Annotated in this window: 12 protein-coding genes; 4 read left to right on the top strand and 8 right to left on the bottom strand. The window is 71.9% G+C overall.

Features of this window, described 5'->3' with window-relative positions:
- Positions 1-10: 10 nt before the first annotated feature.
- From B4N89_RS43345 to B4N89_RS43335, 3 genes are all read right to left on the bottom strand, one after another.
- Positions 11-970, bottom strand: coding sequence for an ROK family protein (locus B4N89_RS43345; protein ID WP_078982107.1), 960 nt, complete (start codon positions 968-970; stop codon positions 11-13).
- Positions 971-1,076: 106 nt separating this feature from the next.
- Complete coding sequence (locus B4N89_RS43340) at positions 1,077-1,601, bottom strand: pyridoxamine 5'-phosphate oxidase family protein (protein ID WP_161501022.1); 525 nt, start codon at positions 1,599-1,601, stop codon at positions 1,077-1,079.
- Between the two features lie 339 nt (positions 1,602-1,940).
- The gene (locus B4N89_RS43335) at positions 1,941-2,639 is read right to left on the bottom strand and encodes a hypothetical protein (RefSeq protein WP_078982105.1); all 699 of its coding nucleotides are present in this window, start codon (positions 2,637-2,639) and stop codon (positions 1,941-1,943) included.
- Between the two features lie 282 nt (positions 2,640-2,921).
- Here B4N89_RS43335 and B4N89_RS43330 point away from each other — a divergent pair, with 282 nt between their 5' ends.
- Together B4N89_RS43330 and B4N89_RS43325 are read left to right on the top strand one after the other, a co-directional pair.
- The gene (locus B4N89_RS43330) at positions 2,922-3,542 is read left to right on the top strand and encodes an L-threonylcarbamoyladenylate synthase (RefSeq protein ID WP_078982104.1); all 621 of its coding nucleotides are present in this window, start codon (positions 2,922-2,924) and stop codon (positions 3,540-3,542) included.
- Between the two features lie 167 nt (positions 3,543-3,709).
- Complete coding sequence (locus B4N89_RS43325) at positions 3,710-6,025, top strand: HelD family protein (protein ID WP_078982103.1); 2,316 nt, start codon at positions 3,710-3,712, stop codon at positions 6,023-6,025.
- A 107-nt stretch (positions 6,026-6,132) separates the two neighbouring features.
- Here B4N89_RS43325 and B4N89_RS43320 read toward each other — a convergent pair whose 3' ends face one another.
- From B4N89_RS43320 to B4N89_RS43305, 4 genes are all read right to left on the bottom strand, one after another.
- Positions 6,133-7,461: an FUSC family protein gene (locus tag B4N89_RS43320; protein WP_078982102.1), complete on the bottom strand. Its 1,329-nt coding sequence runs from the start codon at positions 7,459-7,461 to the stop codon at positions 6,133-6,135.
- 240 nt (positions 7,462-7,701) lie between these two features.
- On the bottom strand, positions 7,702-7,965 hold the full coding sequence (locus tag B4N89_RS43315) for a hypothetical protein (protein ID WP_078982101.1): 264 nt from the start codon (positions 7,963-7,965) through the stop codon (positions 7,702-7,704).
- A 153-nt stretch (positions 7,966-8,118) separates the two neighbouring features.
- Positions 8,119-8,535: an SgcJ/EcaC family oxidoreductase gene (locus B4N89_RS43310; RefSeq protein WP_078982100.1), complete on the bottom strand. Its 417-nt coding sequence runs from the start codon at positions 8,533-8,535 to the stop codon at positions 8,119-8,121.
- Between the two features lie 152 nt (positions 8,536-8,687).
- The gene (locus tag B4N89_RS43305; RefSeq protein WP_078982099.1) at positions 8,688-9,644 is read right to left on the bottom strand and encodes a sigma-70 family RNA polymerase sigma factor; all 957 of its coding nucleotides are present in this window, start codon (positions 9,642-9,644) and stop codon (positions 8,688-8,690) included.
- A gap of 208 nt (positions 9,645-9,852) precedes the next feature.
- On the opposite strand from B4N89_RS43305, the gene B4N89_RS43300 reads away from it, so the two are divergent.
- Entirely contained in the window at positions 9,853-11,097 is a 1,245-nt protein-coding gene (locus B4N89_RS43300; RefSeq protein ID WP_078982098.1) for a PP2C family protein-serine/threonine phosphatase, read from the top strand.
- 102 nt (positions 11,098-11,199) lie between these two features.
- Here the strand turns inward: B4N89_RS43300 and B4N89_RS43295 are convergent, their stop codons facing one another.
- On the bottom strand, positions 11,200-11,718 hold the full coding sequence (locus tag B4N89_RS43295; RefSeq protein ID WP_078982097.1) for a GNAT family N-acetyltransferase: 519 nt from the start codon (positions 11,716-11,718) through the stop codon (positions 11,200-11,202).
- A gap of 388 nt (positions 11,719-12,106) precedes the next feature.
- Between B4N89_RS43295 and B4N89_RS43290 the strand changes: the two genes are divergently transcribed.
- Positions 12,107-13,147, top strand: a complete 1,041-nt coding sequence (locus tag B4N89_RS43290; protein WP_078982096.1) for a methyltransferase — start codon at positions 12,107-12,109, stop codon at positions 13,145-13,147.
- The last annotated feature ends 55 nt before the right edge of the window (positions 13,148-13,202 follow it).

Here is a 13,202-nt window from a genome sequence, read left to right as displayed (position 1 = left end):
GGGCGGGTAATCAGGGGCCGGACGGGAGGTCGCCGGCCAGCAGGTCCCAGGCCAGCAGGCCGGCGCCCAACGAGCCCGACTCGTCCTCGAAGCGCGCGCCGAGCAGCAGCGGCGGCACCTGGAAGGTCAGCCGCCGTTCGAGCCGCGCGCGCAACGGGCCCAGCAGCAGGTCACCCGAGCGCCCGATCCCCCCGCCCAGTACGACGGCGGCGGGATCGAGCATCGTCACCGACGCCACCAACGTGTCGGCGAGGCCGTCGACCATCTCGGACCACACCCGGGTCGCGATCGCATCGCCCTCGGCCGCCAGGCGCGCGACGTCGGCGGCGCCGACGGCCGACCCGTCGCCCGGGTTCGCGAGTTCGCGATGGCGGCGCGCGATGGCGGGCCCGCCGACCACGGTGCTCACGCATCCGCGCTGACCACATCCGCAGGCGCGGCCGTTCGCCCGCAGGAGCGTGTGGCCCATCTCGCCGGCCCGCCAGTGGGCGCCGACGAACGGCCGTCCGCCGATCATGATCGCCGCGCCCACGCCGGTACCGATCGGCACGAACAGGAACACGTCGTGGCCGACGCCGGCGCCCAGCCGGGCCTCGGCGACGCCGCCGGCGCGTACGTCGTGCCCGAGCACCACGGGCAGGCCCAGCCGCTCGGCCAGCCGGTCGCGCAGCGGCACGTCCCGCCACCGGAAGGCGGAGGAGAACACGGCCACCCCCGCCGCCTCGTCCACCACCCCGCAGGCGGCGACCCCGACGGCGCGCACCACGGCGCCGCGGCGGGTCGCCTCGGCCACCGAGGCCGCGGCGTGGTCGAGCACGTGGTCCACCACGGCGTCGGGGCCCAGTTCGCGCCCGCTGCGGTGCCGGCCGACGAACTCGTGGGTGCCGTCGCGCCCGATCAGCGCCGACTTGAAGGCGGTGCCTCCGAGGTCGAGTCCGAGTACGACGTCCTCACCGGCATACGTCCGCATGACCGTGACTCCTCACTCGAGGCGGCCGTTCCGGCCCACCCGCGTCCCCGAGGGCGTCACGATACAAGGCGCCCGAGCCGTCCGGGCGCCCGATTCGTCCGGTTGCTCAGTCGGTGCGACGCAGCTGCGCGGTGCTGAACGGAACGGTCACGCGGTGACTGACCAGGCCACCGTGCACGGGGTGGCCGTCGGGGTGCAGCAGGGAGTAGGCGTCGATGCGGGCGCGGTACAGCCGATTGGGCGACGCCCCGCGGAAGTCGTCCGCCGGGCGCTCGCGCTTGACCCGCACCTCCGGGTCGGGGTAGCGCCGCGCGTAGTAGACGGCGCAGCCCTCGGCGACCTCGTCGTCGGTCAGCGGCCGGGCGGTTCCGCTGCCGAACAGAGCCTGGTCCGTCCCGGTCGTGCCGAGGTCGTAGGCCAGCACCGAAACGGCCGGATTCTCCTCGATGTTGCGCGAGTGCCGGGCGTCGGCGGCCGATATCCAGTAGAAGTGGTCCTCGAAGTCCCAGGCGTGCGCCAATGGAGTCATCCACGATTGCCCGCCCCGGGAGGCGGTCCCCAGGGTGAGATAGCGAACAGATCGCAGAACGTCTCCGGCGATGACTCGAAGATCCTCATCGGACAACGACACGTGCACCTCCGTCGGCTGGCTGATTCGGCGAGGCAAATCCCCGCCCGGCCCGCTGCATTTCCCCTGTCACTCTAACAACGGGCGCGTAGCACCATAAGCCTGCCGAGGCCGGATAATCCGGAATGCGTCTTCCCTGTTCCCTGCACTGCGCCATCGATCAAGAGGCGGCAGTCGAATGGCCGAATCCCGGGGTGGCGTGAAAAACTCCCGAGACCCGCTACAGGCCGCCGGGGCCGGGGCCGCGATACGGCAGGGGGCGTTGCCGATCGAGCGCTCGTGTCTTGGGAGAGGTGGAGCAGCCGGGGTGGCTCCACCGATCAGCCCGGCAACCGGCGGAGGCTACTCGTGGGCGCTGATCTCGCCGCCCGCACTCAGCACGATGTATATACCGTTGGCGACCGCGCCCGCGTCGTGCCGGTTCGCTTCCAGGGTGCCGTAGTCCGCGCCCCCGTCGCCGAGGATCCTTGCCCGGAAGCGGAGTTCGCCGACCTTGGTGACCTCGGCCGTCCAGCCGCCGGGGAGTTGGAAGGTGCCCGGGCCGGTGTGTTCGCCGCCCATCCAGGAGTGGATCGTGCCGTCCATCGACAGCACGACGAACATGCCGTTGGCATCGAGCCCGGCGTCCTTGTCATTGGTTTCGAGCGTGGCGAGGACCTGGCCGCCGTTGACGATCCTGGCACGGTAGCGCTGAGCGCCGAGGTTCTCGATCTGGGCGGTGCTGCCGTCCACCAGGGTCTTGCCACCGCCCGTGGAGCCGCCCTTGGGCGCCGTGGCCGGCGGGGTGCCGGTCTTCGGCTTGGTCGTGCCGGTCGGCGCGCCGGTGCCGGGCGCGCCGGGCGCGGGGGCAGTCGCGGGCGCGGAAGTCCGGTCGGCGGGCGGCACGTTGTCGGCCGGCTTGGCACCGGCGGTCGGCGCGGTGCTCTTGTCCTTGTCGTCCGAGTCGCACGCCGTTGCGGTGGGGATCAGCAGAGCCGCCGCCAGCACGGTGCCGGCCAGCGTGCGGACGGTGTTCCTACGGCGGGTCGTTACGAGGGACATGCGATTTCTCCCGAGCAATCGGTGTCGAGGACGCACACGTTGCCCGCTTCCTCCGGGGTTGGGACGGGAGTCGGCGGCGCGTCGTGCAAGATCGACGTTAGTTCGAAACAGTCGACGACTTGGGTCCCGCCATGTCACCGGATTGCTACGCCTCGGATCGTGGGGCGAGCCCCACAAGTGACTCCGGACAAGCCCCGCACCCCTCGATCCGCGCCCGCAACGGCTGCCGCCGGGTGGTGGGCTCGGGTCGGGAGCGGGTCCCGGTCCCCGTAGGGTCTGCGCATGGCGAAGTATTTCGATGTGCATCCCGAGAACCCCCAGCAACGCACCATCGGCAGTGTGGTCGACCTCATCCGCGGCGGGGCGCTCGTCGTGTACCCGACGGATTCCTGTTTCGCGCTGGGATGCCAATTGGGCAACCGTGAGGGCATCGCCCGGATTCGCGCGATCCGCGAGCTGGACGACCGGCACCACTTCACCCTCGTGTGCGAGAGCTTCGCCCAACTGGGCCGGTTCGTACACCTGGACAACGACGTGTTCCGGGCGATCAAGGCGTCGACGCCCGGCCCCTACACCTTCATTCTCCGGGCGACGTCGGAGGTGCCGAAGCAGCTGCTGCATCCGAAGAAGAAGACGGTCGGCGTGCGGATTCCCGACCACGTCGTCACCCAGGCCCTGCTCGCCGAACTCGGTGAGCCGATCCTGTCCAGCACGCTGCTCCTGCCCGGCGAGGAGGAGCCGCTGACGCAGGGCTGGGAGATCAAGGAACGGCTCGACCACGCGGTGGACGCCGTGGTGGACTCGGGCGACTGCGGCACCCAGCCGACCACGGTCATCGACTTCTCCAGCGACGAGGCGGAGATCGTCCGCCGCGGGGCGGGCGACACCGCGCGCTTCGAGTAGCGGCGCGCCGGCAGTCGGCACACGGAACGCAAAAGCCCCGGGCGACTTGACGCCCGGGGCTTTTCGCGAGGTATATTAGGGAGTTCTGAATACCGATTCCAGGTGGTATTCAGATTGCTCAATGACGACATGGTATCCGTCCGGGAGTCGAATTGTCAAACGCCGAATTGCGACACGAGCAGGAATTCGTCGATGTGCTGTATGCGCACCTCGCGGACCTGCGTGCCCGGACGGAGGTCGCCGTGAAGAGCGCGCTCGGGCGCGAGCACGACGGCACCCGGCAGGCACGCGTCGAGCGGGACATCGCGGTCTTCGAGCAGTCGGGCCTGCTGGCGGCGTTGGACGCCGGCGCGAACGGCCTGTGTTTCGGGCGATTGTTGTTTCGCGACGGCGCCGACCATCACATCGGACGCATCGGAATCCGCCGCGACGACGCCGAGCACACGCCGTTGGTCATCGACTGGCGCGCCGACGTCGCCCGGCCGTTCTATCTGGCGACCGGGCACACCCCGATGGGGCTGCGGCGCCGGCGGCACATCACCACGTCCGGGCGCCGGATCACCGGGCTGCACGACGAGATCTTGGACCTCACCGACGCCACCCGTACCGGCTTCGAGGGCTCGGACGCCGACGCCGTGCTGCTCGCGTCGCTCGACGCGGCCCGCACCGGGCGCATGCACGACATCGTGCAGACCATCCAGGCCGAGCAGGACCGGATCATCCGCGCGCCGCACGACGGGGTGCTCGTGGTCGAGGGCGGCCCGGGCACCGGCAAGACCGTCGTCGCGCTGCACCGCGCGGCGTACCTGCTGTACGCGAACCGCGAGCAGTTGACCCGTCGCGTCGTGCTCGTGGTCGGCCCCAACCCCGCCTTCCTCGGCTACATCGAGGACGTGCTGCCCTCGCTCGGCGAGACGGGCGTGCAATTCGCCACCCCCGGCGAGCTGTTCCCGGGCGTGACCGCCACCGCCGTCGACACCCCGGAGGCGGCCGAGGTCAAGGGCCGGGCCGCGATGGCCGAGGTGCTGCGCCGCTTCGTGGCCGACCGGCAGACGGTGCCCGAGACGCCGTTGTTCATCGAGCACGACGACGGCGACCTGTACCTCGACGCGGCGATCGCCGAGGCCGCCCGGAGCAAGGCGCGGGCGACGCCGCTGCCGCACAACCTCGCCCGCCCGGCGTTCGCGTCGCGCGTGATCGACGGCCTGACCGAGCAGTTGGTGGACAAGCTCGGCGCCGACCCGTTCGGCGGCCCGAACTTCCTCGGCTCGGGCGAGATCGCGCAGTTGTCGATGTCGGTCGCCGAGAGTCCGGCCGTGCAGGCGGCCATCGACGAACTGTGGCCGCGCCTGACGCCGCAGGATCTGGTCGCGGACTACCTCGCCGAACCGGTCTACCTGTCCGACGAGGACGCCGCGGCGATCCGCCGGCCGATCGGGTACGACCCGGTCTTCGGCACCCGCGACGCCGTCGAATGGACCGTCGCCGACGTGCCGTTGCTCGACGAGGCAGCCGAACTCCTGGGCGAGGACGACTCGTTGGCCCGGGCCCTGGCGGCGGCCGAACGCCGGCGGCGGATCGCGTACGCGCAGGGCGTGCTCGACCTGTCGTACGGCTCGCGCACGCAGGAGTTCGAGGACCGCGACGACGAGGAGTCCGAGGTGCTGAGCGCCCACGACCTCGTGGACGCCGAACGCCTCGCCGAACGCCAGGAGGAACTCGACCACCGCACCTCCGCCGAACGCGCCGCGGCGGACCGCACCTGGGCCTACGGCCACATCGTGGTCGACGAGGCCCAGGAACTGTCCGCGATGGCCTGGCGGTTGCTGATGCGCCGCAGCCCCACCCGGTCGATGACCCTGGTCGGCGACCCCGCGCAGACCTCGGAGCCGGGCGGGTGCGGCTCGTGGGAACGCATCCTGGTGCCGTTCGTCGAGGGCCGCTGGGAGCGGGTGCGGCTGGGCGTGAACTACCGCACGCCGACCGAGATCATGGAGGTCGCGGCCGACGTCATGCGGGCCGTCGACCCCGGGTTCGAGCCGCCGGACTCGGTGCGCTCGACCGGCGTGAAGCCGTGGTCGCGGCACACCGCGGACCTGCCGGCGGCCGTGGCGTGGGCGGTCGCGCACGAAGGGGTCGCCGCCCCGGAGGCGGACCCGGGCGACGCCACCGGCGGCGCCGACGCGCGGGTCCCGGTCGACGGCCGCGTCGCCGTGATCGCGCCGCGCGAGCTGATCGACACGCTGGCGACGGCGATCCCGCACGCCGAGCGAGGCGTCGAGCCGGACCTGACCCGGCCGTTGGTGCTGCTCGATCCCAAGCAGGCCAAGGGCCTGGAGTTCGACGTGGTGATCGTCGCGGAGCCGGCCGCGTTCACCCTGGCGGACCTGTACGTGGCCCTGACCCGCGCGACGCAGCGCCTCGGCGTCGTGCACACCCGCGACCTTCCGCCCGGCCTCACCGGTCTCGCCCAGGCGGGCTGACCGGGACGACCGCGACCCGGGCGGGGCGACCGCGGCGGACGCCGGCCACACGTGCGAGGCACATGGCCGGCGTCCGCGCGCACCGGTCGCCCGGCGCTCCCGGGCCGTCAGGTCCGGCGCCGCAGGGTGTGCCGCAGGGGCCGAGGCAGCCGGCGCGGGACGCGCAGCAGGCGGTCGGTGGGCGCCACCACCCGCCGGATGCGCTCGCGCAGCACCGGACCGGGCCGGGCGACCACGGCGCGCAGTCGGCGCTCCTCGGCCAGTCGGCGTCGCCGCTCTTCGATGCGCTGCCCCAGGTCGCCCGGAGAGCCCGCCGGTCGGGTCTCGTCGACGAGTTTGTCGACGGCGGTCAGCAGCGTGCCGTACAGCTCCCAGCGATCCGGGTTCTCGATCGAGTCGGCGAGCAGGATCGCCTCGGTGCGCGAACGGTCCTCGAGCGCCTCGGCCAGCCGTTCGCGCAGGTTGTCCTCGGCCCGGGCGGCCTCCTCCGGCGGAGCCCCCCCGTGCAGCACGACCAGATGGCCGTAGGCCGCGAACAGCGCCGCGAGCGAGTGGAACAGGCTGCGCAGCGACTGTGCGGTGGCCAACGGGATCTCGGTGTACGCCGGCTCGCCGTGTTCCCCCCGCGCGTAGAGCCCGCTCAGCGCCCGACACACCATGCGCAGCGCCACCGCGCTGATCTCGGCGGTGTCCAGGCCGCTGCGCAGCGCGAGCACCCGCACGGTGGCCCGTCTGCCACGCGGGTTGAGCCGGGTGCCCTCCTCGGCCGTCGACAACGTGGCGTCCACGCGCACGATGTCCCGGTCGATTCGGCGCGCCTCCTCCAGCCAGCCGTGCGCCCGGGCGTGGCTGACGTCCTCGCCGATCTCCCGCGCCATCGTGTCCAGGAGTCGGGTCAGCGCGTCGAAGGCCGACATCACCGCCTCGTTCGCGGGCCGGACGTGCACCGGCGGCGCCAGGACGAGGGAGAACACCATGCCGACCGCGGCGCCGATCAGGGTCTCCGCGATCCGGTCCCACGCGGTGTCGGCGACCTGGCTGACGCCCAGCACGATCATCGCGCTGATCGCCACCTCGTTGATCGAATCGCCGAGCCGGATCAGGTGCCCCAGCCCGAGCGAGGCCAACAGCAGCAGGGTCAGGCTCCACCAGTTGAGCCCGACCGCCTCGCTGAACAGCACCGCGATCAGCACCCCGGAGACCACGCTGGCCACCCGCTGCACACCCGTGGTGAACGTCGCGTACGAGGTGACCTGGACCACCAGGAGCGCGGTGAGCGGGGACAGGATCGGCTGCGGATCGGGGCCGGTCAACAACAGCGCGGCGACGTACGAGGTCACCGCCGCCACGGTGGTCCGCAGCACCTGCGCGACCAGCGAGGTCTCGCTCTCCTTGACCCTGGACAGCGCCGCCGAGAGATCGACGTCGGACGGCATTCGGCTCCCTTCTCCACGTGCTCCGCATGCTCCACGCGGTCGAATGGTGATCTTCCGATCCCCCTCGTATGCCCTGTTGGCGACCGTCACACATGTCCCTCGACCGTAAGTCGCGAAGCCGCCGCCGTCCCCGAAACGGATGGCCGCGACGCGGGCCGCCGGGCTCCGGCCGGCGTGCGGATGCGAGATCGGGGACGAGGGCGGCCGCTCCGGGAGGTGCTGCCGGTTCGGCGGGGTGGATCAGGTCGGGTCGTGGCCGATGATTCGGGTGACGTGGTCGCCACCCGCGACGACGAGGAAGCGGTGGCCGAGGGCGGTCGGCTCGGTGTCGAGGTGCAGGACGCCCTCGATGCCCGTCTCCAGGGCGGGTGTGCCGTCGATGACGGCGGTCCACCGGCGGGGGAGGGTGTCACCGTCGACCGGCCAGTCGTACAGGTCGAGCGTGACCTCGACGTCGTCGCGGTCGGGGAGTGTCACGTGGCCGTGGGCTCGGTGGATCTCCATCCTTCGAGTCTGCGTCGGCCCGTGGGATCCCGCCGGCGAGACGCCCGCCCCCCGAGGCCCCGGGCGGCACGACGCGTGCCCGCCGCGTACCCGGTGTGGGGTACGCGGCGGGCACGGCCGGCGCTCAGGTGCCCCGCGGCGCCGTCACCGGCGTCAGCTCGCGGTCACGACGGCGGGCGAGTTCTGGTACGACGCGAGCAGCCACCTGCCGGCCCGGCGGGTCAGCACCCACGTCGCGATCGCGGCGCGGTCGGCCGGTACTTCGCTCTCGCCCGGGAAGACGACCTTCGACTCGCTGACCACGAGGGCGACGTCCTCGTCGAGGAAGCGAATGCTCAATACCTTGTTGTCGGTCGTCGATCCCTTCAGGAAGCCGTCGAAACCGGCCGCCATGCTCCGGCGGACGTCCTCGCGGGAGGGGCGGTAGGAGCCCGGCAGGATCGCGCAGGCGTCCTCGGTGTAGTCGGCCACGAACGCGTCGGCGTCGTGCGCGTCCCAGGCGTCGTACACGCCCTTCAGTACCTGGAGGATGGCGGTCTCGTCCGCGCTTCGCGTGCGGTTGGCGGTCATGGTGTCCCTCGTTCCGGTCGTACTGCCACGGGTGGTCGCGATCCGCTACGCACCCGGAGTCGTGTGCGGCTCCGCGGATACATACCGGCGGCGGGATCCGGACTCATCGCGCCGAGGCGAACTTTTTTCGGCGACCCGGAAGCCGGCGGCCGTCAGACCCCGAACCGCGGCGCGAGGCCGAACGACGCGAACACCTCGGCGTCCCGGAACACCGTGTTCCTGCCGATGCCGAAAGCGGTGACGGTGAACACCTGGAGCGTGTGCACCTCGAACACGCCGTCGGCGCCGAGGTTGTAGGCCGCGAACCCCGGCTGACCGTTGGCCGCGACGGGGACCAGGCGCCACGTGGTGCCCGCCTTGTCGAACACCCAGTCCATGAACCGCCCGTAGTTGTCGCGTCCGACGAACCAGTTGAGCATCGGCGGCATCTCCATGAGCACGTCGTCGGTCACAAGCCGCTTGAGCGCCTCGACGTCGGCGTTCGCGAACGCCGCCATGTAGCGATCGATACAGGCCCGCTGTTCCGCCTGCGACGGTTCGCCGACCTCGTCCTCCAGGACACCCGCCTGATCCAGCCGCGCCCGCGCCCGCTGTAGCGAACTGTTGACGGAGGCGACCGACGTACCCAGGATGTCCGCGGTCTCGGCGGCGGAGAACGCGAGCACCTCGCGCAGGATCAGCGCGGCGCGCTGTCGCGCCGAGAGGTGCTGCAACGCGGCGACGAAGGCCAGGCGCAGGCTGCCGCGATCGACGGCCGTGCCGGCGGGATCCCCCGGGTGCAGCAGCGCGTCGGGCATCGGTTGCAACCAGGTGACCTCGCCGCCGTGGACCAGCGGATCGAGCGGTCGGCTGTCGGCGACCAGTCCCGAGGGCAGCGGCCGGCGGCCGCGGGTCTCCAGGGCCGTCAGGCAGGCGTGGGTGGCGATCCGGTACAGCCAGGTCCGCAGCGAAGCGCGGGCCGGGTCGTACCGGTCCCGGGCCCGCCAGGCCCGCAGGTAGGTCTCCTGAACCAGGTCCTCGGCGTCGTGGACCGAACCGAGAAAGCGGTAGCAGTGGGCGAGCAGTTCCCGCCGATACGGCTCGACCCGCCGGCCGAAATCCTCCGCCATGGTCGCCCCCCGGCCGATCTCCCCGCTGTTCCCGGCCGCGAACCATACCGCAATCGCACGGCACTGCCGGCGCCCACGAGTTCGGCCCCCGGGCCCGACGACCGGCTTTCCGGCGCGTCGGATGGGGCCCGTGGTGCCGGCGCGCCGATGGGCGGCGGGGTGCGTAGCCTGGCGAGAGGGGCTGTCTGGATGGGGAGCCGGTGGTGGTGTGAGGGCCGAGGTCGACTACAGGGCGTTGTTCGCCGCGACGCGGAGTCCGTATCTGGTGCTGGCGCCGGATCTGCGGATCGTGGACGTCAACGACGCGTATCTGCGGGTGACCGGCCGCACCCGGGAGGAACTGCTCGGGCGGAACCTGTTCGACGCGTTCCCCGGCAATCCCGCCGACCCGGACGCCGACGGGGTGCGAAATCTCTGGGCGTCCCTGGAGCGGGCGCTCGCCACCGGCGAGGCGGACACGATGGCGGTGCACAAGTACGACATCCCCGTGGCCGGGCGGCCCGGGGTGTTCGAGGAGCGTTGGTGGTCCTCGGTGAACGCACCCGTCAAGGGTCCGGACGGGGAGGTCGCGTGGCTCATCCACCGGGTCGAGGACGTGACCGCGTTCATCCGCTCCCGCCGCTTCCGCGACTGCGGAGAGGGGGTGCCGCGGACCGCACACGAAGAGGGGGCGGAGGCGGAACTGTTCGTCCGGGCGCGGGAGTTGCAGCGGCTGAACGAGGAACTTCGGGCGGCCAACGCCCGGGAGCGGGAGATCGCCGTCACCCTCCAGGAGGCGATGCTGCATTCGCCGGACCTGGCCCGGCACTCCGAGGTGGCGGTGCGCTATCTGCCGGCGGTGGAATCGCTGAACGTGTGCGGAGACTGGTACGACGCCGTCGACCTGGCCGACGGGCGGTTCAGCGTCGCCGTGGGCGACGTCGTCGGACACGGCCTGGAAGCGGCCACCGTCATGGGCATGCTCCGCAGCGCGCTGTCCGCGGCCAGTCGCGTGGTCGCCGGGCCGGCCGGCGCCCTGGAGGTGCTGGGCATGTACGCGCGCTCCGTCGAGGGGGCGCTCGCCACCACCGCGATCAGTGTGCTCGTGGACAGTCGTTCGAAGCTGCTCGTCTACTCCAGCGCCGGTCATCCGCCGCCGGTACTTCTGCACGCCGACGGCACCCACGAACTCCTCGACCGGGCCACCGACCCGCCGCTGGGCGCTCGACCCGAGCACGTGCCCCGGCCGCAGGCCGGTACCGGCTACCAGCCGGGCGACACGCTCGTCATCTACACCGACGGCCTGATCGAACGCCGCGACGAGGACGTCGACACCGGACTGGACCGGCTCACCACCACCCTCGGCGACCTCACCGGCCTCGGCCCCGAGTGGCTTGCCGACGAACTCCTCGACCGCCTCGGCCTGGCCGGCGGCGGCCGCGACGACATCGCCCTGGTCGTCGTCCGCCTGTGACCGCCGGCGCGTGGCCGGCCGCGTGAGCGACCACCGTCACCGCGCCACCGCCGCTGCCGGGGAGGGGCCCCGGAAGCCGTGTGCTTCCAAGGCCCCCCGGGGTCAGCGCTGTTCGCCGGTGTCCGGACGGGTGAGTCGGAACCGGGCCGTGTTCTCCTCGGTGGTCCAGCGGTGGAAGCCGGCCTTCTCCAGCACGCGGATCGAGGACGGGTTCGACAGTTCCACGGTGGCGGACACGGTGTGGACGCCGGGTGCTCCGAGGGCGAACTCCGCCAGTGCCAGGGTGGCTTCGGGGGCGTAGCCCCGGCCGCGGCGGGAGGCCACGATGCCGTATCCGATTTCGAGCGTCCCCTCGTGGGGCGGCCAGAACAGGCCGATCGAGCCCACCACCAGGCCGCTGTCCCGCTCGATGATCAGGCGGTGGCCGTGCTCGCCGAGCCAGGCGGGGTTGTCGTCGAACAGGCCCGCGATGACGCGGTCGCCTTCGGCGGGGAAGTCGTCGGCCCAGTGGGCCGATCCGGTGCCGTCGAGGACGGCGTCGGCCTCTGCCGCGGTCCAGGGCCGAAGGACGAGGCGGTCGGTGGTCAGCCGAATGCGGGCGGAGGAAGAAGAGGAAGTCACGCGTTGCTCCTGGTCGTTGAACGACCCGTCCCGCGCTCGGTCAGTAGGCGGGACGGACGAGGGCATGCCGAAGAGAGCCGACGGCGGCCATATTCATCAACCTCCCTGTCCCGCTGATCGCGCGCCTCCCGCGCGGGGAGTGACGGTAGCAACCCGGGTCGGCTCGGGCAAAGGCTTTCCGGTCGGGGGCGGTCTCGGGACGCGACGGTCGAGTGTGCGTCGGGGGTCCCGTCGGGCTTAACGGAACGTCATGATGGACCTTCGTATCGTGATGGACGTGGAAGAGTGCGCGGCGGCGAACCGCGAGACCGCGGATCGCCGGGAGTGGGCAGGTTGTCGTCGTGCTCGATGTGCGACTCGGATGGCTTGGGCGTTCGGAGGCGATTGCATGAACGGTGATCCCCGCGAGGCGGGTGAGGAGGCCGGGCGGCGCAGTGCCGCCCTTGTCGTCGAGGAGGCCCTGGGGTTTTTGTATCCGGCCGCGTTGCGCGCGGCCGCGGCGGTCGGTGTCGCGGACCATCTGGCCGACGGACCCCTCGGTGTGGCGGAACTGGCGCGGCTGACGGGCACTCGGGAACAGAACCTGTATCGGCTACTGCGACTCCTGGCCACCCGGGGGCTGTTCGAGGAGGACGACCGGGGCCGGTTCCGGCTGACCCCGGCGGGGGACTCGTTGCGTTCCGACGCGCCCGTCTCGGCGCGCGCGGCGGTGCTGATGTTGACGGACCGCACGATGTGGCTGCCGAGCGGGGAGATGACCCGCTGCCTGGAAACGGGTTCCTCGGCCTTCGAGGACATCTTCGGCGTGCCGTTCTTCGAGCACTTCGCCCGGGACGACAAGACCGCCGCCGTCTTCCACGCGGGCATGGACTCCATGTCGGAGGCGGAGAACGTTCCGATCGCCGCGGGCTACACCTTCCCCGAGGCGGCCACGCTGGTGGATGTGGGCGGCGGCTACGGCGGCTTCCTGCTGGCCGCGTTGCGCACCGGCCCGCGTCTGCGGGGCATCCTGTACGACCATGCCCACGTCCTGGCCGGCCACCGACTGGACGTCCCGGAACTGGCGGGCCGCTGGACCACGGCGGAGGGCGACTTCTTCGCCTCGGTTCCCGCCGGAGACGTCTACCTGCTCAAGCGCATCCTGCACGACTGGGACGACGAGCAGTGCGTGCGCATTCTACGCAACTGCCGCCGGGCGATGGCTCCCGGCGGCCGGGTCCTCGTCGTCGACGCGGTGCTCCCGCGGGGCAACGAACCGCACCAGGGCAAGGCACTGGACCTGATGATGATGGCGTCCCTGGTCGGCCGGGAGCGCACCGAGGCGGACTTCGCCCGGTTGTTCCACGCGTCGGGCCTGCGGTTGGCCGGGGTCGTCCCCACCCCGACCGTGCTGTCGATCGTGGAAGGGGCCGCGGCCGAGGACACGTAGGACATCGGTCGCCGGCTCGCCGACCGGTGGGCCGCCGGGGCGACGGTCGCCGCGG

Source organism: Embleya scabrispora, from assembly GCF_002024165.1.
Taxonomy (GTDB): Bacteria; Actinomycetota; Actinomycetes; order Streptomycetales; family Streptomycetaceae; genus Embleya; species Embleya scabrispora_A.
The sequence above is the reverse complement of the archived record's forward strand: the minus strand, read 5'-3'. Positions and strand labels throughout refer to the sequence as shown.